Source organism: Neoalteromonas arenosi, assembly GCF_030362855.1.
Taxonomy (GTDB): Bacteria; Pseudomonadota; Gammaproteobacteria; order Enterobacterales; family Alteromonadaceae; genus Alteromonas_E; species Alteromonas_E arenosi.
Window position 1 is genome coordinate 286,325 of record NZ_JAUCBP010000012.1, and the last position, 25,423, is coordinate 311,747.

The following is a 25,423-nucleotide window of genomic DNA, read 5'->3' on the forward strand; positions in this document are numbered from 1 at the left end:
GCAGTGTTTTTTCACAATGTCAAACGGTAACCAGCTCCAGTGTCACGAGATTGAAACAGTAACTAGAACAGCCCCAAAAAGGCTTTACGTTCTTTTCGAGCCACTGACGAAATCAAAAGTGCTTGAGTTTATTACTCGTTTAGCGGAGGGCGAATATGGGCATGCAATTGTTTAGAAAACACCTACACACTCTAGCCAATCTAGCGATGCCAATAGGTGGTAAATTGACTTTGATGCGCATTGGTCGCCTCGAGCGCTCTGATAAACAGCTGGAGCAAATCGAACAAAAAGTAGAGGAACTTACCGCGGCGATTGCTAATGCGAGACAGGAGGTAATATCGATTGAGAATGATGAAAATGCATTATTTGAAATTACGTACATTAGCCGTGCTAGTGAATCGGTTATTAAAAATCCTCAATCTGCCTTAGATGGGATAAGTGAAAAAGCAATAACCTACAACCATTTAAACGGTATCGGTGGTTTTTTGGTGTATATTGATGGTCATTATTTTCAGCGAATCGAAGGGCCGAAAAACAGGATTCGACACCTCATTGCAAACATTTTACTTGACCCGAGGCATACTGAGCTAAACGTCATTTCTAGCGGCTATCTCAGTGATAAAAGCTTCAGGCGCTGGAATTCCACACTATGCCAACTTTTAACCGGTGATGAAGCAAGCGTAAAAACAGTTCGCGATTTGATAAAATTGTCGAGTAATAAAATGAACTCCGTTGAGTCTTTGGCACTATTAAATACCATCCTAGATAAATTTTGGGACGAAGCATCTGAAGGTTGAGTACTTAAGAGTTTAATTTGTATTAACGAAGACCCTTGAGCAAATGGAGTTTATATGAATGCAACTGACCCCTTCGATGGTAAAGAGATAGATAGCCTGTTTAAGACGGTTTTGGAACACAGTTTTGAAGCGATTGTTATTACAGACGCGGTTGTAAATCGCAACAATATTATTTATGCCAATGACAAATTTTGTCAAATGACAGGTTACCAACGCAACGAGTTATACGGTAAAAATCCGAGGATCCTGCAAGGCAAACGCTCTAACATCAAGGTCATAAAACGACTAAAGCAAGCAATTTCAAGCTTTACTCCTTTCGTAGGGGCCACTTTCAACTACCGAAAGGATGGTAGCGTGTATCCAGTTCAATGGAACGTTTACCCGGTATTCAATGCTCAAGGAGAGGCTCAGTATTTTGTATCTATTCAACAAGACTTAAGTGCTCTTCGGAGCAGCCTTGCGAGACTCAAATCTTCCAGCGAGCACTTCAAAAATTTCCTCAACGAATTGATAACCCAAGGAGAGGCTCTAGAAAAGCATATTGAAACGGCAAAACAGGATATCATCGAGAATTCTGAGCTGCTCTTTCAATATGTTCGCAAGCCTGATAATAAAGAAGAATCATTAATAGACGATTTCTTTGATTTCGACGATGTTGCCCAAAATAGCGCAAGCCAAAAGATAGAGCGCGAACGAATATCGGCCGCTGACTTCCGCGCATCGAGCGAGCTCGATCCCGATATCGTCAAAGATATTATCGATCTTTCCTATAACCTGACGCACATCGTCGAGATTGAATCACTTGTGGATATTAATGAAGTGCGAAGAAAGGAGTTTGTAACCGATCTACAAGAACTGGCCAACGCGATTTTTTATGTTGAAGAGTTTTTGGAAATATCTATCTCGATGAGTGAACTTGCGGTCGCTATGATGCATATTGCCGATAAGCCCTATGACATCATTGTCGCGGAGGCGATTAATGGGCTAATCGGTGACTTGGGCAATTGGGTACAACAGGTATTCATTGATTGTTCGTCGAACGACATTCATTGGTTGGATGACAGTATTATAGGCAGTTGTAGTCAACTCATGGTTTTTTGTCGAATTGATGATCACGATAATGAAGAGGATGAATTGTGGTAGACAGTGAGCTCGTGTTTGTTAATTCAGCCGGATTAAATTGCCACTTATACTTAACTGAAAGAACCCATTAGATTATTTAATTTTTATTGGATCCCCAACTATTTGATTTTCATATTGAAAATGGTGGCCCGACCCTGACTTGAACAGGGGACCTGCCGATTATGAGTCGTAATGACAGACTGTTTAAAAAACCTTAAAAATAAAATAAAAATTTCAAAATATCATATTAAACAGTTTGTTAAATGTAATTACTTGTTTCGTTGAATTTCATTGTCTACCAATTAATTTGCTTGAGTGGTACTCTTAATCCTCTTTATCGTACTCTTTTTGTCTGTTGATTACCAAACTTGAGCGAGAGTGAGGACCTGCATGAAAATTGAAAGGAGCCAACAAATAGAGTCAGCCATTAAGAAAATGAAAAGTGGCGAAGTCAAATATAAGCAGCAGGATTTTACGGTTGAATGTCATGATCTTTCTCGTGGTATGGGCTCTCTGCTTGTCCAGGTTAGCCAAACGGGTAATGCTACATTTCGATATATGCAAAAGGTCAAAGGAGTTCGAACGTACACAGTAATTGGAAAATATTCCAAAGAAGGAGAGGGAGGAATTCCTTTGGCAAAAGCCAGGGAAAAAGCGTTGAAGTATGGGAAGCTTGCTAAAAAGGGAATCAATGTAAAAGAGCATGTTGCAAAAAAGGCTCGCCGAAAGAAAGAAAAATTGAAGCGAAAGGCTATGAAGCAAGCTTCTGGAAGTTTTGGTCAATTAATCGATTTTTATGTGCAGTCAATGAAGAACGATGGTAAGAGAACATGGTCACGTGTTCTGAATGCCATTGAAAGGGATGTTTTCCCAAGTATTCCTCGAGAACAAAAAGCGTATTTGGTTACCGATGAGCAAATCATTCATGTTCTGGCTGAAATGATAAACAGAGGGGCAGATACTCAATCTAACCGAGTCAGGTCATATCTTCATGCTGCATTTAATAGAGGCTTAAAGCACGATAAGGACCCCGCTAATCAGCATTCGAAGATAGTGTTTGGACTAAAATATAATCCAGTCTCACATATACCCAAACAGATTTCTGCAGAGACAGTTGGCGAGCGGTATCTTGATAGAGATGAACTTGCCTATTTGTTGAAATTACTTTCTGTCAATTCCGGGTTTAGCCCTGTTACGGCGAACATTCTCAAGTTATGCATATTTACAGGCGGGCAGCGACCATACGAGCTATTGACTTTGAAACCCAGTAAAATTGATTTTGAAAACAATGTCATTGAAGTTCCAGAGGAATACAGTAAAAACAAGAAAAGCCACTTGATTCCTATGACCAAAACGACTCGGGAATTAGTGATGTGGTTTTATGAAAACTGTGAGGCTAAAGGAGCTGAGTTTTTGATATGCAATCGCACGAACCTGGAAGAGCATTATCGAACGGATTCTCTGAGTACTGCCATAAACCGCTTTTGTAAATCTAAAAAGTTTAGGCATTTCGTTCCCAGAGACCTTCGCCGAACATGCAAAACTCACATGGGGTCACTTAACATTTCAAAAGAATTAAGGGATAGAATTCAAAACCACGCTTTTACAGATGTTTCCAGTAAGCACTACGATAGATGGGATTATCTAACGGAAAAGAGAGTTGCGCTAGAAAAGTGGGAGAAGTGGCTACTAGGGTTATTGCAGACCTAGAGGGGGAGAGTTAAAAAAATCTAAAGGAGAATATTCAAACGATTGATTTGAAATGAAAACCTCCCTATTCTGACAGTTGAATTTTTCAAGGAAGAAAATATGAAGCGTGTTACATTTGCATTATTAGCTGTTTTGTCATTTCCATGCTCAGCAGACATTATTCGTCTCGACGTTATCGCTTCAGTCAGCGAAATAACCGAATATTTGGGCAATATTTCAACCGCCGGACGCGGTGATCACAACTTCCACAATGATACCATCGATATTGGTACGACGATGACTGCAACGTACCTATACGATACCAACACAGAGAAAGGAGTAACGCTCGCGGATGACCCAAACTCTGCTATCTACCGAGCTATAGCACAGACTCACTTTTCGGTAGGAAATTGGACATACAGCCATGAAACTGATTGGCCATATAGCTTTGCACCGCGAAGTTATTTAATTGTGCGAAATGATCGACAAGATGAATATTTCCCTGATACTTTCTATGCTAGCTCGAGCTTATTTTATTCACCAGCGTTGGATATTGGCCCTGGTGAAGAATACGCGTCTTTCACTTTTACTGCCTACTCCATAGATAATATAGGGCTTGATAGCACAGCTATCCCGACATCGTTTTCGATTGAAGATTTTGATGTGCGGCAATTAAATATGTTGCATTCTACTCGGCATGACGCTTCTGAAACTAGACGCTTTCTTTCATTAAGAGCAGATGTAATGAGTGTTCAATTCACGAACATAAGCAATATCACATCGGTTCCTGCGCCACCAGTAATCTGGCTTTTACTTTGCGCAATACCACTTTTGTTAAATCAAATGCAGACGCGCCGGAACCACACCTGAAATAGCCTAGTCTGATCTTGGTCCTGCCGGTTCGCAGCATAAGTTAACAACTCAATGAGCTCTTGTTAATGTTTGATCCTTAATGCCAGGATGACATTTAGAGGCGCGAACTTATTCAGAAAAGAATTGATAATACTTTCATACCTGCGATTAGTTGATGGCGAAAAGTGGGTCTGTATGTAGTTAATACCTCGAAAGTAAAGCCCCAGCTCCTGCACAACGGCATCATGAAAATATCCATTATTTTGATATTGAATCAGACTAGTAAGTGCAAATGTCGCAAATCTCATTGCGGCCTGTAACCTACCTTCTTCGAACAACAGGCAGGCAACGCGCATACTGCAAAATGAGCAGCCGGCCAAGGCAAAAACAAGCATTAAAAATAGTTCTCGTTGTGTTGTTGGTTCGACCACGTTTAGGTTATTAAACCGTGTTGCAGTAAACAGAAAGGGACTGTTAATGCATGCCGTTCGAGCGACCTTTACAATACGAACAGAAGGCTCATAAAGTGGGTGGTGATACAATGGAGAATCGGGGGCTAGGTCCAATTTATGTATATTCCGGCCTTTTTTAGCCCACCTAATCATAGAGACAAATGTTGAAATTTTGAGGTTCGATTCTTCTAGGTGCACGTGTTGTTCCGAAGGTAACATACAAAAAATAGCAGACCACCGCTACGCTGTTATCTAAACCGTATAGAGAGCGTTGGATGAAGACCACAGATAACTCTTATTAAGTCTGTTTCGATTCGCTCAAAAACCAAGTAAAAAACGACAAGCCGCATTCAACTATGTAAAAACTATAAATATTTTTCAGCCTCAGTTAGTAAGCAGCTTGCAACCTGTATGTATTGTCTGAACACGCAGTAGACGCCTTAATGTAATAATCTCTTACTTTATTTAGGGTCAATATCAGCGGTGATACAGTAAATAATGTCAGCGTGTCTCCAATATCTGGTTTTGCCAACGTAAAACGGCTTGGGCAAAACTCCCTTTTTGACGTGTCGCCATAGCGTAGTAGAACTGATTGATAAGAGAGACATCACGTCAGTAGCACTTAGAAGCACTGTATTCTCTGTTGTCGTACCTGTCTGATTCATCTGCATCTCCTGAACTTCGCAAATTAAATTAAACAATTTCACTACACTTATTTTAGCAGCTTAAAATTTCGAAAAACCTATTGATATCAGTTTGTTAAGTGAATTTTTTATTTCGGTTAAAAAAGTCTTAATAATAAGACTTTTTATAATTAGTAACTTTCCGATCTCCCATAAAAACTAACCAATTGAGAGTTATTGGTTTCACATGTGCAGAACAAATTAAATCATTCGACATATAAATCGACACTTATGAATTTATGCCGAGCTAGCGGATGACTTAGTCAACCATTTCATCCGATGAAAGTGGTGACAAATCTGAAGTATTTTAGTAGGTTAAGGTATCAACTTGTTCATGCTTTAAAGCATCGATGAGGACGAATGTACAGGGAATTTAAGTAAATAGTATGAATGATTTATTCAAAACTGTTGAGCGTATCATCACGCTAAATCATGCTTGGAAAGTAGCTAGAGATGAATTTGGAGCTGATCATTCGATCACAAATGCATTGAGGTTACAGAAATCTTCATGGCAGGCGACATTACTAAGATCCTTTCCTTCAGATACCTATCTTAAAAGAGATAATGAAAATATCGATGGTGAATCATTACTGAGTGTTCGCTTATCTAAACCACTAAACATCAACGGGCATGTTCGTAATGACGCAGAGCATATTCCAGAACGTATGGCCCGACATCTATTCTTTGATGATGAGCTAACTGACCTAATTCGATAGGAGTTCGACCAACATGGATTTAACAATAATATTAAACAGTACAATCCTAGGGGTTGATTCAATTACATTCTGCATCATCTCTGCGATAGTGTTGATTTTCTTTTTAGCACTTCTGGCGCAAGTAAACTCAGCTCGGGTAGAGGGAAAACGAAGAAAGACCTTTCGACTTATTGCAAAAAACCTTGAAGCCAGCGATACCATAAATGTAGCCCAACAGACAGAGCCAACAAGGTTATGGTATGCAAACTCGCTTCAGATGGACGGAGACAATGAGTTTAGTGCGACCAAGGTAGGTGGGCGTTTTTATACGATCTTACCTTTGGCGACAGTGTTATGCCCTGACCCACTCGTAAATGGAAAAGGAATACCTGCGCTGCTTACCAGTATAGGTGTTGCGGGTACGTTTTTAGGAATTACTCTGGGCTTAGCAGATTTTAATTTCGATGATGTGGGGCAAAACTCCGCATCTCTGGTGCAATCTGCCGTTATATTGCTCGATGGTATGAAGACAGCGTTTTACACTTCGCTTGCTGGCTTGGCGGCATCCGCTGTATTTATGATAGTCGTGCAAGTACATGCGAGATATCAGGTTAGCAAGACGCAATCATTAAATAATAGATTGCGGAATGTGTTGGCCGAGATATCGCCACTTATCTACTTACGCAAAATCGTTGAACAAACAGACAACAAAGGCCAGATAGAGTCTGCCAAGGCGATGACAGAGGTCGCGGGACAGTTTTCAATTCTCATCGAGAGGTTTGATAGGTTTGGCGAATCGCTCAATGGCGAGAAGATGGCTGAAACCATAGCTGAAGCCGTCGATAAAACGATGCGAGATTCTGTCACTCCTGTTTTGAGTGAATTCCGAGATGAGCTGAAGTCGGTTCGAGAATTTAAAGAAGATAATAGTCAGGCTTTGTTGAACCAACTGGTTGAAACCATCAAGCAGGAATTAATTGAGCCGGTAACCTTGGAGCTTAAGGAGACTTCTGCAGCGGTTAAAACAAGTAACGAACTTTCATCCCAATTAAATGAAAACGTCGCTGCAGTGCTTGAACAAGTCGGTCACACTGTCGAAACAATCGATAAGTTCAATTCTGAAACAATGCAGAAATTGCAAACATTTGCAGAATCTTTACGTAAGGTTTTGGAAGAGTTCAAAGAAGACACTGAAGGGACAATGTCACGTATAACTGCAGAAGTGAATGATGTTCTCGATATCAGCGTGAAAGGTATGGTTGCCCAGAGAGAAGCTTTTGATGAAAGTGCAACACGAGCAGCAGTAGCTTTTGAGGGCATGGGCGAGAAGTTAGAGTCGGCATTGGATAAAAGAGCGCAAAGCGAGAAAACGCTTTTCGTTGAGACCGAAAACAGAATTGGTCAGCTACTAGAACAAACCAGTAAAAGCTTTGCTGAACAGAACAGTGTGCTTAAGCAAACTGGCGATGAGGCGAGCCGTTTGATGGAAAGTGCACGCACCGAACTGGAACAAGGTCTAGGTGACATTGATACAAAAGTCACCGGAATGTCCCGCACAGTGCAACAGGAATTAGAAAGTTTTAGAGAGCAATACCAATCCAACCTCACGCAGTTCTTCACTCAACAGAACAACTTATTGGAGGATACACTTGGAAAACAACGTGATAATTTAGTGGAAGCTGTCGAGAAATTTAAACAGGTGTTCACTGAAGAATATCAAACTCGCCATAACCTCCTACAGGAACTGACAACGCAGTACGAGCACTTACAGAGCTCGGCAGCGACTATACAAAAGCTTGCCAAAGCCATAGGTCTGACTGAGACAGCGACAATGTCCGAACTTCAGGATATCGCAAACACTATGGGTCGCCAGGTAGGTGAATTGAAAAAAGAATACATGATGGCAGGCACTGCATTTAAAGAAATTACGGAAGGCCTTCCAAAAGCGATGGAACAGTATTTCCGTGATGCTAACCAGAGTACAGAGTTATTTTTCAAGTCGTTTGATGAAGCGGCTAGCCAGATTCATAACCGGTTAGCCCAGGCTGCAGACTTTCTGATTGACGCTCGTCTTCAAGATATGAGCTATGAAAAGCAGGAAACAGCCTAATGTTCTATCACACTGCGAATAAGACAAATGCCGAGATAGATGACAGTGGAGCATGGTTGTCTATCGGGGACTTGATGTCGGCATTGTTGATGATTTTTGCATTACTACTAATCAGTGCATTAGTCCAAATTTCTGAAGTTGCAGAACAAAGTCAGAATAATCGGATCATGATTATAAAAGGGATAAATGATGCGTTAAAAGCCGCTGACATCAGTGTCGAAGCAGACTCTGAAACTGGTGATATATCTATCTTAGACTCAGTGCTATTTGAGCAGAATGACTACTTGCTAAAAGAATCAGGTAAAGAATTTCTAGATAGGTTTATTCCAATATACAGCAGTGTGGTTTTTCAGAGTTCGGAAACCTCTCACGAAGTAGTCAGAATTGTCCTTGAGGGACACTCAAGCATAGAGGGGGCATTCGATCACAATATGAGATTAAGTGTCTTGCGAGCCAATAGCGTTTCTCAGTACGTTAATCAGATGACTTTTCCCGACAAGGAGCAATTTTTCGGCAAGCTTCTGGTGTCGGGACGTGGCTCTCTAGACGCAGATAAGTTAAGAGTTAACGAATCAGACCGAAAGGTAATGTTTCGGTTTCAGTTCCGCGGGCAGGAATTCAAAAAAATTATAGGTCAACGAGAACTGCTAAATGTCGATGAGTAGTGGAATTGCCTTTAAGCCTCCTAGAGTACCATTGGCTAGTTTAAAAGGGCTTTCAAATAGCAAACAACACCTTCAGGCTGTGCTCTCAGGGCGTCCATTACCTAAGTATCCCCCTTTACGACTAAGTCAAATTCTACAATTGATTGAGAATGGTAATGCTGAAGCTGTAACCCTTGTTGAGTGGTTAGGGTTATTTAATGATGACTTTTCTTTGCTTGATGAATCAGAGGAACAGCGGGCTTGTCTTCTTCTCTGGCAAGCGATCAGTAATCTGCCAAGAGTTGCTAGATTAGCACTATACATCGCTGCCAATTATCTTTTGGGGACACAGTCCAGATTTCCTGAAAGCCTGATATCAACCCTTGATGTTGCGAGTGAATATCTTGAAGGAATAAATCAAACACGAATTCAGTGGTTAATTGCGATTAGGGATGAGGATTTCAAAGAAGTAATTCGACTGGCTTTTTCTGAGAAAAGTACACCGCTTACTTTTAGTGAAAAAATTGGAATGCCTGATTCGTCATGTATCAGAGATGCTGTATTACATAGTCTTCCCGGTTATATTGATGTAAACCTTGACCCTAAACATGAAAAGCTTGTTGAACAATGTATCACTCAAATGACATTGGCAGAGAGAGTCAATTTTTTCGATGTCATACTGGAAAAGAAGAGCGAAACAATAGAAAAACTGCTGTCAGCACTTGAATCGAATTGTCTCCCTGACTCGCAAAATTCTGTCTGGGCGAAACTGACCCCAACTTCAAGAGATATATTGAGTAAAAAATTCCAGCTTGGGGGATATTACAACCTTAAAGGAATCATCGACTGCATTTGCTTGGCAGAGAATGCGGGGCAATTGCAACTGACAGATAGAGATATTCAACAGTTGCGAGGACGTTCAGCGTTCTGGTCCAATTACAGCGAGCATTTTAACCAGTCGCTTCTTCTGTTACCTGAATCTACAGCACACTTGTTAAATATTAAGAATGATGAGCGTGGTGGGGACGTCATCGTCATGCCTCCCAATTCTGGGAACGATGCAGAAGTTTTTATATTTGAACTCGCAGATAAAATTATTGTGGAAGTCTTACGCGGAGTTGCGAGTGAGATTAGATTTTTTGAACTCAACGAACGCAACAGGGCTCGGTTGCTCAATGATAATACACTGACGTTAAATAACATCAGAAAAATGGCATGTGATACTGTGTTTGATCATGTCGCGCTGTGGCAGTACTTTTGTGAAAAGTGTCTGCGCGAAGAGTTCAACATTCTGCCTAACAAGCATGTTCAAATATTTGCTGGATTAGGGAAAAAATTTGGCGAATATTCACGAAAGCAGGGGCTTCCATTACCAAGTGAAGAGAATATTGATTTAAGAGTGAGCCAGCTGGCGGAATGGAATAGTATTTTTTGGTCTCGAGAAGCTCGAATTAAAGGGGGGGGGAAGAGTTCAGAAACGAACAATGGCTGGAACTTCCTGCAGTTAGCAAAGATTGCAAGTGCTCGTGGGTACAAAAAGGAATACAGTGAGCTGATAAAAAGGGCTGCGGACCACGGCAATTCTGAGGCAATGTGTCTTCATGCTGAGACGGTTTTTACAGCGCCTAACAAGACATTCAATCAATGGGCTGCTGCTGAACGGATGGTATCCAATGCTCATGCTCGTGGATATGTTGGAGCTCAAAAGCTAATAGAAAAATACAAATTAAACGTAATACCAGCATCAGAATTTTCAAATAACGATTTTAGAACAGATAACGCCAATTCTGGCGCTGAGAAAAAGTTGTATTTTGAAGGGCTCAATCTTCCGCGAAGTCTGTCTGACCGTATCGAACATAAATCAGAAAGACCACTGGTAAAACTAAAGATTGATGAACTTGAAAGATTGAGTGAGTATCTCAACGACAAAACGCTTAAAAAAGTGATGATCAATGAACTCGAAAAGAGAGCAAGTAAGAGGCGTGTTCTTGATTTGCTATCTCAGCTCAAAAAGTAACTGCTCTGCCACTCCATAGTACACTCATGTAAGCTTTTTCCTTTGGGCGTTTAAGCCAGACGTTTATCTAGTTTCGAATAAGGCGTTTACCTAGAATTTTAATCTAGGAGTAACGTGGGGAGGAGGTAATCGAAGTTGAATTTATAAAAGTCGTATAAACGCATATTCATCGGCTTTTACGATGACTTAAATTCTGTTTCAGTCTGAGAACTATTAAGCAGGGAAGAAAATATGCAAACATTACTATTCTTTATTTTGATTTTTTTATGAATATAAAGCTTTCGTGAATTTTTTCATGGCGAGTGTTTTGTCGATTTTTTGTTTGATTTCATGAATTTTTAAAGGCGTATTCTATCAAAAATATGCATTTTTCAAGCGTTGGAACTGTGCGTTTAATGTTACTTTAGCTTGACCTTTTTTGCTTTTGTGAATATGCACAGTCGACCATTCTTGTTGTTCAATGCAGCCAAAACATGGCATGTTTTTGGTTGCAAAAACGAGCTATCAGATAACAGAAATTTTGTTGTGTGAGGCAAAAAGTGTGCTCCTATTGTTGGATGTTTCTATCGTCAAGATTAAATAAATTTTGGTGGAAATCTAGTCGGAGAGCACCTTGATAAAACGGTCACGGTAGGTGCTTGAGTGTTGTTTTACAGCTATATCTGAGCATAGGTTCGCACTGAATTGTGGTGCAACAGAACTAACCAATACTCAGCGCAAACTAGAGAAAAATTGGGTTCTAATTCACATTTTACTGGGGCTAAGCATTGCCAGTTTCTTAGGCATTTAATAAGACTTAAAAGGGAACTAGTGCCATGCTCCAATGAGGTTGATAATTCAGTATCAGGATACTTATTTAGACACTGGAAATTGACCTTAACTGCATTAGTTCATTTAAATGTGTTGTCTGACAGATATGCATATAAAACCGCTTCACTATTCGAGATTTTGACAACCTGTTTATCGCAACCTGCTACATCTGATAGGAAAGCTGATGATTCTGCACTGTACTAAAAAACTCTACGCTCTGTTGCCAGAGCAAGCTAAGGAGCGTGCACCTGTAGTACCCTCTATTGGCTTGCAAAGCGAGTGGAACAACTGGCATGCAAATGTGATTACCGTACAGCGAAAGCAATGTCTGATAGCCGTGCATGATGCGACACGTTTTGCCTTATTTATTCCCGGTCTACTTAAAAAAGACTGGGCAAATCTGGACTGGCATTTTGAAGATGTCCTCATCAATACATTACTCAAAAGCGATATCGCGCATGAGTTAATTGAGGTCGCTGCGGCAAACTTGAAGCCACTAGCATTCGATACTACCTATAACCGTTCAGTCCAGGGCACAATGAACCAGATTTCACAAGAGATAGACTACGACCTGTATTACAATTGGCCTTCAATCAAAGACATCAGTCCTTATCGATATAGCGCTAACCTTAGCCACCGTCCATGTAACACTAAAGATCACAAAAATTGCTTTTGGCCAGACAAAAGAATGGCCGAATTGCTAACCAAATTGGCTGGTTATGAACATCGAACAGGTGCGTATTTTCAATAAGAAAGACACGAAAGAATCGTTTAATCAATGTTAAATCGGCATAGATAAGGAAGTGAAGTAGAGGCAGCCACCTGCTGATTGCACCAGACCACGCAACGCATTACATAGAGCATTTAACCTCGTCGCAAGAACCGATAATTGTATCGTCGCGCTTTACACAACGACCGCATTGCATAGAATTTTTAAGTCAAAATGGGAATGACTGTGAGGCAATCCTGTAGCATCAGGAATTTTGAAAGTTATCTAGTGCGAGTGACACGCCATTGTAGATGGGATGGAATAAAAAAGAGAGCCAAATGAGCTAATGAAGGAGAAAGTGGTGGCCCCACCCTGACTTGAACAGGGGACCTGCCGATTCTGGTGCCCAATGCTTTCACACTGGCCTGGACTATCTCATCATCTTCGACATTATTCGTTAAGATGCCGGGCGCTAACGATGTATTACACAGCAAGATCGTGCTGAACCATCTAGTCTCTGAACCTTCTTCTCACGCTTGAGAAGCTTGGCTGCTGATTGGCATATGAGGTTATCACTTAGCTTTCCAGCAATTCACCCAGTTTTCCGATGCATATTTCTATACATGGTCACAACTTTTTATGAGTCGGATGCTCTAACCAACTGAGCTATAGGGCCACTTTCTCTGTCACTTTCTTTCGCTCTATTATGAACGTAGAAACCAACGCGCAGCATTATAGGGATAGCTGGCTGGTTTGTCATTATTAAATTATTTATCTTAATTTATATGAGTATAAAGTGAACAGTTGTATGGTTTTGTCAGCGGAAGGTACTTTAGAAAATGGTGTTATTCTTCCTCGCCAGTCTAATAAGACACGACAATTTTTAACACTTTTCGGTGCTGTTGTCTGATTAATTACTGATTCGATTATTATTCAGTACTTAGCCTTAAACCATATACACTATCAGACTATTTCTAATAGTTCGCCGGGTTGACATTCCAAGTAATTACACAGCGTTTCTAGGGTGTCGAAATCAATTCGAGTTGTCGTTTCATGATACAGCCGAGACACTGTACTTCTGTTTATATCAGTGGCTCTAACTACATCAGAGATTTTAAGTTTTTTCGCCCCCATTAGGGCGGAAAGGTTGCATTTAACCATTGTTTAGCACCAAAATGCCTCTCTAAAGATGCACAAAAGGGTTGACAAGAAACATTGTTTTTTCTTATTGTGTCTGTAGAGAGTCAAAAAAAGCTCTCCCGTTACTGATTATGTCTGAGTGATCAAATCGAGACAAGCGCTGTTGTAGTGACAGTGTTACTTAATACCTGCTACGGAAGGCGTTCTGTTTAAATTTTCGCTTTTTGTCGAGGTAATAATGACTTACCGAGCCGCAGATTCTAACCAGCCATTACTTGTTGATATAACGAAGTTTAAACGATTCTGTGGCAGGTATTACGTAACCGGTTTGTTGGCAAAGCCAGGAAAGAACGACAAGTGCTATTGGTCAATAACATTGTCCGACGCTACATGTGATTTCCGTGTTTATTGTCACTCAGCAGACATGATTAGTGTGATTGAGCGACCACACCAGCTGATCCACATCGAAGCATCACTTGACCAATATTACGGTACGGCATATTTCAAATGTAAGCAGTTAGAGCGAGCCAATAGCCACAATAATATCGTCGTTCCACTCTCCACTTTGCCAAGGTCTCTCTGTCCGAAAGTAGCAGCGTTTGATGATTTAATTATGCTAGCCAGTGAGATTCAAACTCCCTATCTCAAATCCTTTCTGGATGAAGTTTTACTTCAGTCGCAAGTGGCAATCCGATATTTGAATGCACCAGCGAGTCTCAACCACCATCACAACTATCCAGGGGGGTTAATCGAGCACTCTGTTGACACCGCTTGGAGACTAATAAACGAGCCTGAAATAAGCAAATCAGATAGAGATATCGCAATAGTAGCTGGACTGTTGCATGACATCGGGAAGACACAAACCATGACGTCCGATTTACGGCGCACTGCTACAGGAAAACTCGTTGATCATGATCAGCTGACTTTAGAAATCTGCGCTACAGCGATGAGTAAACTAGAGAAAAAAGCGTCGGTTTTTGCCAATCAGCTCCGCCACGCTTGGACGTGCTATTCACCTAATGCGCGCTTTGGATTTAAGCCGAAAACGCATATTGCCAGGCTTCTGCAAAAGAGTGACAGAGAGAGTGCGCAAGGTAAAAAAAGGTCAATACCGTTACCTAAAACAAATGATGTTTTTGTTGCAATACGTCTTTCGTAGAGTGAGTTGAACAGACTTCATGAGAGATATTTGCAATTTCGAGGCGCTAGCTGGAGAGAAGACCCTTGAAGCTCTGAAAAACGAATTTCACTATCAAATGGAGCTAACCGAAGGTAAGTATGTTTTCTGGCTGGAGAGCAAGTTTATGGAGTGTAATCTGGACCCCGCGACCAATGCTGAAAGTCAGGCAATATTGCAATTTTTTGCAAATTGCGCATGCCCATTCAGCTCACTGCGCCTGGCTCGTTCCATGTCCAAACGTAACGTAGAGCACGGGCCAATTGTTTCCGACGAAGCAGCCTTGCATTACTTACTGACCGGAATCGAGCAATTAGCAGCCGGCCTGTATGATCCTAAAATTAACAGCGGAATTCTTCTCTATTTAAGGTCCAACGAATTTTTACTTGCATGCCAGTTACTAGCGACATACCAAAATGAATTTAAAGGCGAAACTTTGTGCCCAGAAGTAAAGGTTTTAATCGCAATCTTATCATCCCATTCAAACGATATGATTCAACAATGATCAAGAATTCCATTGTATATTGAACCATATTAATTCATCGCTTTTTATTTCGTTAGGTAGCAAATATTTCAGTTAATCGTTAATTTTTATACTTTAGTAGTATAAGCTGAAATATTGGTAGGCAAAATTAGGATTTAATTATGATTCGCTGCCACCTCGCTCGTTTGATGGGTGAGAGAAAGATGAGAATTGCTGACGTTCTACGTGAAACTGGTCTAAGCAGAAACACAGTAACCCTGATGTACAGGGAAACTGCGCAGAAATTTGATGTGGATGCACTGGATAAATTATGTCGGTTATTTAATTGCAGCGTTTCTGATTTACTGGAGTTCATGGATGAAGAGGAATAATTCCCATCGATTAGTAAGCTGGATAGGTGGTAATGATCTAAAGGCTAGCTCTTCAGATAACGAGGATATGATTGAGTTTGGACCGATCGTATCCACCTTACAAAACCGAAACTTTGATCATCTCGAATTACTGTACAATTACCCATCAAAGCTCGTGGAGCCATACCTAAAATGGTTAGAAAAACACGTTAATATTCCTGTTACGGCCCACTATATTGAACTGTCTTCCCCTGTTAATTTTGGTGAGATATATGTTAGCGCTAATGAGATCCTGTCAGAGATATCTAAGCAGTGTTCTCGGTTGTCGATACTGTTAAGTCCTGGCACACCGGCAATGCAGGCGGTGTGGATTCTCTTGGGAAAGACGCGCTATAAGTGCACATTTTTACAATCATCTATCGAGCAAGGTGTTCAAGAAGTAACAATCCCTTTTGAGTTATCAGCCGAGTATGTGCCCGCAGCCAAGAGCATCGATAGCGAACAACTTAAGCAGTTATCTCAGAGCACGGCACCTGTCGATGCAGCATTCGATAATATTGTGACAAGGAGTCCCAGGATGCTGGCGTTAAAAGCGCAGGCTCAGATATTAGCTGAGCGGGAAGTGCCTGTCTTAATTACTGGCGAGACGGGAACTGGGAAAGAGCTTTTTGCCCGTGCAATACATAACGCCAGTGCCCGCAAAGAAAAGCCATTTGTGCCCGTCAATTGCGGTGCCATTCCGCATGAATTAGTAGACTCAGTGCTGTTCGGTCATAAAAAAGGCGCGTTTACCGGTGCAACGTCAGATAAGCCCGGTGTCTTTGAGCAGGCAAATGGCGGAACGCTATTCCTCGATGAGTTTGGTGAGCTCGAACCCAGCGTACAGGTTCGATTATTGCGGGTGCTTCAGGAAGGCACCTTTGTGCCAGTTGGTGGCACATCGGAGCATCGTGTTGATGTCAGGATCATTACGGCAACACATCGCAATCTGATGGAATTAGTTGCTAATGGAGGCTTCCGGGAAGATCTTTTTTATCGCATTGCAGTGGGCGTGCTGCACCTTCCTCCATTAAGGGAGCGGGAGGGAGACTTGTCGTTACTCATTGATAGTTTACTTGATGCCATGAGGAAAAATGATCCGCAGCTAGAGCATAAAAATATTTCTCCTAACGCAAAAAATCTTATGTTTCAGCACCCTTGGCGAGGCAATATCCGAGAGTTGCAGTCTACATTACTGCGGTCTGCATTGTGGTGTCAGGGTAACATTATCAACGCAGATGATATTCGTCAGTCGCTGTTTAGTGTGCCAGCTAAAAAGAATGATATTCTGAAAAAGGATGTCTCTCAAGGTATTGATATTAATGAAATAATTGGTGACTTTGTGGGCGAGTACATCTGTGAGGCGCTTGCTTTAACCGGACAAAATAAAACCCGGGCGGCGCAGCTTTTGGGTTTGAAAAATTATCAGACACTGAACAACTGGATGGAAAAATACGGTATTTCTTAAGTATTGGATAAAATTGGCACGGCCTTCGCACTAAGGTTGGTATGGAAAGAATATATTTTATGAAATCAGTGAACTTCGAATTCTTGAGACCCGAAAATGAGGTTCTCGCAAACCTTGGTGGATTAGCTGAGTCGGTATTGCATATCGATCCGGGTAGTGCACTTACTCGTCTGCGCAGCTTCGCGGAAGAGCTCACGAAGTCTGTGTATAAAGAAGAAAGACTGCCGCGCATGCCGCAATCTAGCTTCTATGAGCTGATCAAGAATCCTGTTTTTGAGGATTGTGTCAGCAAATCACTGATCCATCAGATTAACTTCATCAGGATACAGGGCAACGACACTGCTCATGGTGCGGAGGGTGATCTCCGAAATGCCCAGATGGCGCTTGGAACGGCCTATCAACTGGCCATGTACGTGGGGATTAAGTATTACGGTAAGCACAAAGAGCAGATCCCTGAATTTGAGGACATACAGGATCCCTCGTCCAAACTGAGTCAACTCAAGAAATCGGTCTCAACCTACGAAAAAGAACTACGAAAGCAGCAGGAAGAGCTCGAGCGGGTTATGGAGCAGCTTGAAAAAGAGCGAATCAAGCACGCAGACACTCATCAAACACCAGACACGCAGGAGAAGCAACAACGTCAGGAAAAAAGTCAGCAACTGGCTGATAGCCTGCAATGGAATGAGGCGAAAACGCGCCAGTTTTTGATAGACGCGATGCTGGTTCAGGCCGGTTGGGATGTAAAAAATACCGAGCAGGTCGGCAAAGAAATAGAAGTGGAGTTTCCCAATAACCCCAGTGGAAAAGGCTATGTGGACTATGTCTTGTGGGGCGACAACGGTCAGCCTCTGGCTGTAGTTGAAGCCAAAAAGTCAGGCAATACCAGCCTTCAGGCAGGCCGGGAACAAGCGCGATTGTACGCAGATGCGCTCGAAGATATGGGATATCAACGTCCTGTAATTTTTTATTCAAATGGTTATGAGACGTTTATCTGGGACGACAAACAATACAACACCTACAGACCTGTGTATGGCTTTTACAGCAAAGACAGCCTCGATTACCTGATTTATCAGCGTAGCTACCGTGAAGCAGAGCTGGAAAAATTCAATCCTGAACTTCGTATCGCGGATCGTCCTTATCAGATTGAAGCAATTAAAACGGTTGCTGCGACTTTCCAAAAACAGCGTCGTAAGGCACTGATCATACAAGCTACCGGGACGGGTAAAACACGCGTGGCTATCGCACTGGCGGAACTTTTATTGCGAACCGGTTGGGCCAAGCGCGCACTCTTTTTGTGTGACAGGAAAGAATTGCGGGTGCAGGCGGATGAGGCCTTTAAACAAAACCTTCCTTCAGAGCCGCGCTGTGTGATAGGCGAAACTAACAGAATCGATCAAAGTGCCCGCATTTATATCGCTACCTATCCTGGTATGATGAACCGCTTTGCGCAGCTGGACGTGGGCTTCTTTGACCTTATTATTGCCGATGAATCTCATCGCAGTATCTACAACAAATATCGCGATTTATTCGACTATTTCGATGCATTGCAGGTAGGACTTACCGCTACACCGGTGAAATTTATTAGCCGTAATACGTTCGACATGTTTGATTGTGAAACCACCGATCCGACTTTTGAATTCGGTCTGGACGCTGCAATCAACAATGAGCCACCTTACCTGGTGCCATTTCGGGTAAAAGACCTCACCACCGACTTCCTGCGTGATGGTATTCACTACAACGACCTCACTGATGAACAAAAGCGACAGCTCGAAGAGGATCTGGGTGAAGAGGAAGCTCGCAATACCACCATCGCAGGTAAAGATATCGGACGTAAAATCTTCAGTGAGGAGACCGACCGTATAATTCTGGAGAATTTGGTCAATAATGGACTGAAGGATGAAACCGGATCTCTGGTAGGAAAAAGTATTATCTTCGCTCAGCGCCAGGATCATGCTGAGCATCTTGAAAAACTGTTTTGTAAGCTGTACCCGCAATACGGTAGCAAGGTGTGCAAGGTCATTCACAACGCCATTCCGCATGTCGACACGCTGATCAAAGAATTTAAAAAAGCCGATAACGATTTTCGTATCGCGATATCAGTAGATATGCTGGATACCGGTATTGATGTACCTGAAGTGGTCAATCTGGTTTTCGCCAAGCCTGTTAAAAGCTGGGTGAAATTCTGGCAGATGATAGGGCGGGGAACACGTCTGCGTCCAAATCTCTTTGGGCCTGGGAAAGATAAAACTGAGTTTCTGATCTTTGATCACTACGGTAACTTCGACTTCTTCGAAGAGCGTTACCAGGAGCCCGAGGATACGGGCGGTAAGTCGCTGCTTCAGACCACATTTGAAACACGCATTGCACTGGCTCAGGCCGCGCTGAAGCACAACCACGCGGCAGGATTTGATACAGCTATCGCATTGTTGCGCGCCGATATACATGATTTGCCAGACAGTAGTATCGCGGTGAAGCGTGAACTTCGTAAAGTGCATCAGTTACAGCAAACCCAGCAGTTACAGCTATTTGATGCCAGTACACAGCATTTGCTGGTCAATACTATTGCGCCGCTGATGTCTTCGCGCGTCCTTGGCGACAAACATGCCATCCAACTGGACAAGCTTATTGCAGATATTGAACGCTGCCTGATTGAACAGGCAAGTTGCTTCGAAGATGGCCGTGACCAGTTACTGGGTGAAATTGATAAACTGGCAATAAACATTCAGGCTGTTCGCCAGAAGGATGCGGTAATTAGCGAAGTGCGCAGCGCTGATTTCTGGCAAAGTCCTACTATCGAACGACTCGAAAAGGCCAGAGTTGAACTGCGTGGTATTATGAAATACCGTCAGTCTGGAGGGGGCGGTGAGTACGCAAAACCCACGACTAAAACTGCAGATGGCGGTATAGAAGTGAGGGAGCGCGAGGTTAAAATCGCGGGCTCCAATGAGGCATTGATCTACCGTCGCAGATTAAAAGGCATACTGGATGAAATGGTGGCCGCCAATCCAGTATTACAACGGATCCGAAACGGAGAAACTATCCCAGAGAGTGAGTTGAAAACGCTCACCTCGAGCATTCTGACCAGTCACCCAGGCGTCAATCTGGATGTGCTAAACGAGTTCTATGGCCGAACGGCGGAGCAATTGCATCTGACCGTACGCGAATTGATTGGCCTTGATCCTCAGGCGATTGAAGCCCATTTTCAGGCGTTTTTACACGCCCATCCGATGCTAACCGCTAAACAGGTGCAATTTATGAATCTGCTGAAAAATTATATCGCTCAGCATGGCTCGATTGTTGTTGAAACCTTATACGACGCACCGTTTACTTCGATTTCTCATGAAGGGATCGACGGAGTGTTTGGCCAGGAAGATTTTGGCGAACTTATTACGGTTCTTAAGCCCTTCATCAAAGAAACGCCATCATCGGGCCCGCAATCAAATCACCCACAGGAGTAACTATGCAATCTTTGGAATGGACTACTGACCTTATTATGGTCACTTCTCTGGGCTGCTTCGCTTTTGCCGCATTAGGTTATCTGCTCGCAATGGTGATGCAGGGAAGAAAAAGTGTAGCGCTTGCCGGTGAACTGCAACAAGTGCAGGGCGCATTAGACATTTCCAAGGATCAGGGGATGAAGCTTGAGGAAGATAACGCCCGACTTACCAGCCAGTTACAGGAGAAAGCGCTGTCAGAAAGCCGTTTGCAAACACAGCTTGCGAGTGCCCAAACCACTGAGCAACGCCTGAATGAGGCACTGGCAGAGCGCAAGGATGAAGTGATTGCCTTGCAGAAGGCGCTCGATGAAGTACGTGAGCATCATCATCGTAGTGAAAGGCAACTGGAAACCGCACAGGCCGACAATCGCTCGCTGACCAGCCAAGTAGAAGACTTGCGCGCTCGCCTTAAAGCAGCGGAGCAAAACGTGCAACAGGAACGCTCGACAGTAGGACAGCTCAAAGACGAACTGGCGCAGGAGGGCAAAAAAGCCAAGGAGTTAGAGGCTTCGAATAATGAGGCACGTGAACAGCTAAAAGAAACCAAGCAGAGTCTGGCTGACCAGCAACAACGGTATAGTGACTTACAGGAACGTTACCAGTCTCTAAGTAATGACCACACGCAGCTCAAAACCACTCTTGAGCGCAAAGAAGAGCACTTTACAGAGCAAATGCAGCAATTAAGCGAGACCAAGCAGTCGCTGACCAAAGAGTTTGAAAACCTGGCTAACAAGATATTTGAAGAGAAAGGCAAAACCTTTAGCCAGACCAGTCAAACCAGTATCGACAGTATGCTTAAACCTTTCCGCGAGCAAATCGAAGGGTTTCAGAAGCGCATTAATGAAGTGCATGAATCGTCCGTTCGCGGCAACAGCAACCTGAATGCGGAAATTAAAAAGGTACTGGAAATTGGCATGCAGATGAGCAGCGAAGCCAATAACCTGACTTCAGCTTTAAAAGGCGACTCGCAACAGCGCGGAGCCTGGGGCGAAGCACAACTGCGTCGCACACTTGAAATGAGTGGTCTGATTGAAGACGACCATTATTCGGTACAGGATGCCTTTAAAGACGCGGAAGGCAAACAGAAGCAAACCGATTACCTGATCAAACTGCCTGATGGCAAACACATCATCATCGACAGTAAGGTAACGCTGAACGCCTACGACAGGGCAGTGAGTGCTGAGTCGCCAGAAGAATACCAAATCGCAATGTCTGAACATGTGAAGGCAGTACGTAAACACATTGACGATCTGGCGTCGAAGGATTACACCAACCTGGTAGGCATGCGCAGCCCCAACTTTGTGCTGATGTTTATGCCCATTGAGCCTGCCTACATCGAAGCGCTCAAAAACAACAAAGATCTGTTCGAGTACGGTTATAAAAAAGGCATCGTGCTGGTATCTCACACCACACTCATCCCTATTCTTCGCACCGTATCAAACCTGTGGATGATAGAGCGTAGCAACGCAGAAGCGCGTGAAATCAGTGAAAAGGCCGGAGATATCTATAACTCGGTGCGCACGGTAGCAGAACGATTACATAAGCTGGGAGGTACCCTCAACACGGCCAGCAATCATTACAATAGCACAGTGACAGCGTTGGCGGGCCAGCAGGGCTTGTATGGTAAGGTCGACCGGTTTAGTCAGCTATCGGCCAAAGTCACCAAAAGCCTTCCGCAGCTGGAGACATCACATGTGGACTTCGAGGCAGAGCGCTTAGGCCTGATTGTCGAGCCCATTCCAGATATTGAAGAGCAACCCGAAGAGAAAGACGAAGGAAATAACAAGGCTGCGTCATTGCAATCACCCAACCGTGATGAATTGAATGACGCGCAGGAAGATGATGTGCTTGCAACATCAATCGAATCAGAAACGACAGAAAGCAATTAAGAGAAGTAACGAATGCTAACAGGTAAAATACGTAACGATATCGACAAACTCTGGGAAAAGTTCTGGACCGGCGGTATCACCAACCCGCTCACCGTGATAGAGCAAATCAGCTACCTGATGTTTGCCCGCATGCTCGATATGCAGGAGGACATGGCTGAGCGTAAAGCCACGTCGCTGCAAAAGTTGGGCAAAGGCAGTGGCGACTTCGATCGCCTGTTCCCTAATACACCGGAAGGGCAACTGCTGCGCTGGAAAAACTTCAAGCAAAAAGGCGGTAAAGAGCTGCATGCCCACTTAAAAAACAATGTGTTCCCGTATTTTGCCAAGCTGGGAAAAAAGTCAGACGAACAGGATGGTCTGGGTGGTGAAGGCTCGGCCATTCAGGCCCTGGGGCATATCGGCGAATACATGCAGGATGCCGACCTGGAAATTAAAAATGAATCGGTGCTGGTTAGCGCGGTGGAAATGGTCGATGACCTGCCGCTGACCCAAAGTGATGTAAAAGGCGATATTTACGAATACCTGCTGAGCAAACTGACTACCGCAGGTATTAACGGTCAGTTCCGTACGCCGCGCCATATTATCGATGCCATGATTGAACTGACTGACCCGCAGCCAACCGAAACCGTGTGCGACCCTGCCTGCGGTACTGCAGGTTTTCTCGCCCGCACTATGGAATATTTAAACCGAGTACACTCCAGTGAAGCTGGTACCTTTGAAGATGAGGACGGTAATAAGCATTATACCGGCGACCAGCTCGAGCCTTACCGCGATCACATTAACAAGCACATGTTCTGGGGCTTCGATTTTGATACCACCATGCTACGCGTAAGTAGCATGAACATGGCGCTACATGGCGTAAACGGTGCCAATATTCTGTATCAGGACAGCCTTAGTAAGTCGATTAAAGAAAACTTCCCGCAGCAGGAAGAAGACTTTTTTGATGTGATCCTGGCCAACCCGCCGTTTAAAGGCAGCCTAGACGAGTCCAACACCAACCCCGACGTGCTGGGTATGGTGAAAACGAAAAAGACTGAGCTGTTGTTTGTTGCGCATATTTTGCGTGCACTTAAGTTGGGTGGTCGCGCCGCTGTGGTCGTGCCCGACGGCGTACTCTTTGGCTCGTCAAAAGCCCACCAGCAACTGCGCCAGGAGCTGATTGAAAACAACCAGCTGGAAGGCATCGTCAGCCTGCCTAGCGGGGTATTTAAACCCTACGCCGGAGTGAGCACGGCCATTTTGTTATTTACCAAAGGCGGTACAACCGACCGCGTGTGGTTTTATGACTTACAGGCTGATGGTTACTCGCTGGACGATAAACGCACACCACTTAAGGGCGAGGGTAGCAATGACCTGCCTGATGCATTGACCAAATGGAAGCAATATCGCCAGCTAATTGAAAGCAATGCTGACGCTGATTCATTTAATCAGGCGTTTGGCGATAAAACCCAGAAAGCCTTTGTGGTGGATGCAGGCGAGATTACGAGCAATAAATTTGATCTTTCCATTAACCGTTACAAGGAAGTGGTGTACGAAGAGGAAGAGTACGAAGACCCTAAAGTGATACTCGGAAAGCTTAAAACGCTGGAAAAAGAGATTATGGCCGATCTGGATGAGTTGGAGGGAATGCTGTGAGTTGGCCGTTAGCTCCACTGAATGAACATGTAGATATATTGTCTGGTTTTGCCTTCAAATCAGATTTATTCAATACCTCAGGTGACGGTCTGCCTTTGGTCCGAATTCGAGATGTAGTGGCAGGTGAATCTGAAACCTATTACTCAGGTGAATATTCTGAAGACTACGTGCTTGAAAATGGCGACATGCTCATAGGAATGGACGGAGACTTTAATCGTGCTCGATGGAAAGGCGGGAGAGCGCTATTGAATCAGCGAGTATGTAAAGTTACAGCTAAAGCAGATACTTTAGATCAATCCTATCTCTATCATTTTCTGCCGAAGGCATTAGCAAAAATACATGCCGAAACCCCCGCCGTTACGGTGAAACACTTGTCAGTGAAAGGGATTCGTAATATTGAAATCCCTCTCCCACCACTCGACGAGCAAAAGCGTATCGCCGCCATCCTCGATAAAGCCGATGCCATACGCCGCAAGCGCCAGCAAGCTATCCAGCTCGCCGACGACTTCCTCCGCGCCGTCTTCTTAGATATGTTCGGCGACCCGGTGACCAATCCGAAAGGGTGGGAGACTAAGACAGTCGAACAGTTAATTTCGGATGAAAAATATGCGCTTAAAAGGGGGCCATTTGGTGGGGCTCTTAAAAAGGAAATATTCGTTGATGAAGGGTATCTGGTTTATGAGCAGTTTCATGCATTAAATGGGGATTTTTCATTCCAGAGGTATTTTATAGATGAGGCTAAATATCTAGAATTGAAGGCGTTCAGTGTAAAACCTAAAGATATTCTTGTCAGTTGCTCGGGAGTTAATCTTGGGCGTTTAGCTGAAGTACCTCTGGGTTCTCCTGAAGGGATTATTAACCAGGCGCTGATGAAGATAACTTTGAATCAAAAAGTCATGTTGAATGCTGTTTTCATAGATATTTTTTCAAACCCTAGCTTTAAGAAGGCTTTTTATGGGGATTTTAGAGGGGCTGCAATTCCCAATTTTCCGCCAATGTCTGCCTTCAAGGAGTTTAAATTTATCGTTCCTCCTATAAAGGTGCAGGAAAAATACACACGGATTAGAGCTAAGTTGCTGAATCATTCTCAGCGTTCAGAAAACATGGACGGTTTTATGTTGTTTGAAGCTCTTAGCCAAAAAGCCTTTTCCGGCGAACTCTAGG

At 43.3% G+C, this 25,423-nt stretch carries 18 protein-coding genes; 17 read left to right on the forward strand and 1 reads right to left on the reverse strand.

Going from position 1 to position 25,423, the window contains the following annotated elements; translation table 11 throughout:
- The first annotated feature begins 161 nt into the window (after positions 1-161).
- From QTP81_RS14970 to QTP81_RS15010, 9 genes are all read left to right on the forward strand, one after another.
- Positions 162-797 carry a BLUF domain-containing protein gene (locus QTP81_RS14970; protein WP_289366589.1) on the forward strand — a complete coding sequence of 212 codons (636 nt, stop codon included), beginning with the start codon at positions 162-164 and terminating at the stop codon, positions 795-797.
- 54 nt (positions 798-851) lie between these two features.
- Positions 852-1,940 carry a PAS domain-containing protein gene (locus QTP81_RS14975; protein ID WP_289366590.1) on the forward strand — a complete coding sequence of 363 codons (1,089 nt, stop codon included), beginning with the start codon at positions 852-854 and terminating at the stop codon, positions 1,938-1,940.
- A 369-nt stretch (positions 1,941-2,309) separates the two neighbouring features.
- Entirely contained in the window at positions 2,310-3,629 is a 1,320-nt protein-coding gene (locus tag QTP81_RS14980) for a tyrosine-type recombinase/integrase (protein WP_289366591.1), read from the forward strand.
- Positions 3,630-3,728: 99 nt separating this feature from the next.
- A complete protein-coding gene (locus QTP81_RS14985; RefSeq protein WP_289366593.1) occupies positions 3,729-4,478 on the forward strand; it encodes a hypothetical protein in 750 nt (249 codons plus the stop codon).
- Positions 4,479-5,981: 1,503 nt separating this feature from the next.
- Positions 5,982-6,311, forward strand: a complete 330-nt coding sequence (locus tag QTP81_RS14990) for a hypothetical protein (RefSeq protein WP_289366595.1) — start codon at positions 5,982-5,984, stop codon at positions 6,309-6,311.
- Positions 6,312-6,324: 13 nt separating this feature from the next.
- Entirely contained in the window at positions 6,325-8,400 is a 2,076-nt protein-coding gene (locus tag QTP81_RS14995) for a hypothetical protein (RefSeq protein ID WP_289366597.1), read from the forward strand.
- Positions 8,400-9,065, forward strand: a complete 666-nt coding sequence (locus QTP81_RS15000; protein ID WP_289366598.1) for an OmpA family protein — start codon at positions 8,400-8,402, stop codon at positions 9,063-9,065. Before QTP81_RS14995 ends, QTP81_RS15000 begins: the two co-directional genes overlap by 1 nt.
- Positions 9,052-11,061 (forward strand): EH signature domain-containing protein, encoded by a 2,010-nt coding sequence (locus tag QTP81_RS15005; protein ID WP_289366599.1) that lies wholly within the window; start codon positions 9,052-9,054, stop codon positions 11,059-11,061. Before QTP81_RS15000 ends, QTP81_RS15005 begins: the two co-directional genes overlap by 14 nt.
- Positions 11,062-12,055: 994 nt before the next feature.
- Entirely contained in the window at positions 12,056-12,622 is a 567-nt protein-coding gene (locus tag QTP81_RS15010; RefSeq protein ID WP_289366600.1) for a DUF6933 domain-containing protein, read from the forward strand.
- A 921-nt stretch (positions 12,623-13,543) separates the two neighbouring features.
- Here QTP81_RS15010 and QTP81_RS15015 read toward each other — a convergent pair.
- Entirely contained in the window at positions 13,544-13,741 is a 198-nt protein-coding gene (locus tag QTP81_RS15015) for a helix-turn-helix domain-containing protein (protein WP_289366601.1), read from the reverse strand.
- Positions 13,742-13,958: 217 nt separating this feature from the next.
- Between QTP81_RS15015 and QTP81_RS15020 the strand changes: the two genes are divergently transcribed.
- From QTP81_RS15020 to QTP81_RS15055, 8 genes are all read left to right on the forward strand, one after another.
- Positions 13,959-14,879: an HD domain-containing protein gene (locus QTP81_RS15020; RefSeq protein ID WP_289366602.1), complete on the forward strand. Its 921-nt coding sequence runs from the start codon at positions 13,959-13,961 to the stop codon at positions 14,877-14,879.
- 19 nt (positions 14,880-14,898) lie between these two features.
- Positions 14,899-15,402, forward strand: a complete 504-nt coding sequence (locus QTP81_RS15025) for a hypothetical protein (protein WP_289366604.1) — start codon at positions 14,899-14,901, stop codon at positions 15,400-15,402.
- Between the two features lie 182 nt (positions 15,403-15,584).
- A complete protein-coding gene (locus tag QTP81_RS15030) occupies positions 15,585-15,752 on the forward strand; it encodes a helix-turn-helix domain-containing protein (RefSeq protein ID WP_434532992.1) in 168 nt (55 codons plus the stop codon).
- Positions 15,739-17,238 (forward strand): sigma-54 interaction domain-containing protein, encoded by a 1,500-nt coding sequence (locus QTP81_RS15035; RefSeq protein WP_289366606.1) that lies wholly within the window; start codon positions 15,739-15,741, stop codon positions 17,236-17,238. Before QTP81_RS15030 ends, QTP81_RS15035 begins: the two co-directional genes overlap by 14 nt.
- Before the next feature lie 59 nt (positions 17,239-17,297).
- On the forward strand, positions 17,298-20,696 hold the full coding sequence (locus QTP81_RS15040; RefSeq protein ID WP_289366607.1) for a DEAD/DEAH box helicase family protein: 3,399 nt from the start codon (positions 17,298-17,300) through the stop codon (positions 20,694-20,696).
- A gap of 2 nt (positions 20,697-20,698) precedes the next feature.
- Positions 20,699-22,624 carry a DNA recombination protein RmuC gene (locus QTP81_RS15045; RefSeq protein WP_289366608.1) on the forward strand — a complete coding sequence of 642 codons (1,926 nt, stop codon included), beginning with the start codon at positions 20,699-20,701 and terminating at the stop codon, positions 22,622-22,624.
- 12 nt (positions 22,625-22,636) lie between these two features.
- The gene (locus tag QTP81_RS15050; RefSeq protein ID WP_289366609.1) at positions 22,637-24,259 is read left to right on the forward strand and encodes a type I restriction-modification system subunit M; all 1,623 of its coding nucleotides are present in this window, start codon (positions 22,637-22,639) and stop codon (positions 24,257-24,259) included.
- Positions 24,256-25,422 carry a restriction endonuclease subunit S gene (locus tag QTP81_RS15055; protein ID WP_289366611.1) on the forward strand — a complete coding sequence of 389 codons (1,167 nt, stop codon included), beginning with the start codon at positions 24,256-24,258 and terminating at the stop codon, positions 25,420-25,422. Before QTP81_RS15050 ends, QTP81_RS15055 begins: the two co-directional genes overlap by 4 nt.
- Position 25,423: the final 1 nt, after the last annotated feature.

Bases quoted from the DNA above. Each gene is read 5' to 3' on its own strand.
- QTP81_RS15000 (WP_289366598.1), top strand. From the start codon at position 8,400: ATGTTCTATCACACTGCGAATAAGACAAATGCCGAGATAGATGACAGT.
- QTP81_RS15005 (WP_289366599.1), top strand. From the start codon at position 9,052: ATGTCGATGAGTAGTGGAATTGCCTTTAAGCCTCCTAGAGTACCATTG.
- QTP81_RS15040 (WP_289366607.1), top strand. From the start codon at position 17,298: ATGAAATCAGTGAACTTCGAATTCTTGAGACCCGAAAATGAGGTTCTC.
- QTP81_RS14970 (WP_289366589.1), top strand. From the start codon at position 162: ATGCAATTGTTTAGAAAACACCTACACACTCTAGCCAATCTAGCGATG.
- QTP81_RS15045 (WP_289366608.1), top strand. From the start codon at position 20,699: ATGCAATCTTTGGAATGGACTACTGACCTTATTATGGTCACTTCTCTG.
- QTP81_RS14975 (WP_289366590.1), top strand. From the start codon at position 852: ATGAATGCAACTGACCCCTTCGATGGTAAAGAGATAGATAGCCTGTTT.
- QTP81_RS15050 (WP_289366609.1), top strand. From the start codon at position 22,637: ATGCTAACAGGTAAAATACGTAACGATATCGACAAACTCTGGGAAAAG.
- QTP81_RS15010 (WP_289366600.1), top strand. From the start codon at position 12,056: ATGATTCTGCACTGTACTAAAAAACTCTACGCTCTGTTGCCAGAGCAA.
- QTP81_RS14980 (WP_289366591.1), top strand. From the start codon at position 2,310: ATGAAAATTGAAAGGAGCCAACAAATAGAGTCAGCCATTAAGAAAATG.
- QTP81_RS14990 (WP_289366595.1), top strand. From the start codon at position 5,982: ATGAATGATTTATTCAAAACTGTTGAGCGTATCATCACGCTAAATCAT.
- QTP81_RS14985 (WP_289366593.1), top strand. From the start codon at position 3,729: ATGAAGCGTGTTACATTTGCATTATTAGCTGTTTTGTCATTTCCATGC.
- QTP81_RS15020 (WP_289366602.1), top strand. From the start codon at position 13,959: ATGACTTACCGAGCCGCAGATTCTAACCAGCCATTACTTGTTGATATA.
- QTP81_RS15015 (WP_289366601.1), bottom strand. From the start codon at position 13,741: ATGGTTAAATGCAACCTTTCCGCCCTAATGGGGGCGAAAAAACTTAAA.
- QTP81_RS15025 (WP_289366604.1), top strand. From the start codon at position 14,899: ATGAGAGATATTTGCAATTTCGAGGCGCTAGCTGGAGAGAAGACCCTT.
- QTP81_RS15030 (WP_434532992.1), top strand. From the start codon at position 15,585: ATGAGAATTGCTGACGTTCTACGTGAAACTGGTCTAAGCAGAAACACA.
- QTP81_RS15035 (WP_289366606.1), top strand. From the start codon at position 15,739: ATGAAGAGGAATAATTCCCATCGATTAGTAAGCTGGATAGGTGGTAAT.
- QTP81_RS14995 (WP_289366597.1), top strand. From the start codon at position 6,325: ATGGATTTAACAATAATATTAAACAGTACAATCCTAGGGGTTGATTCA.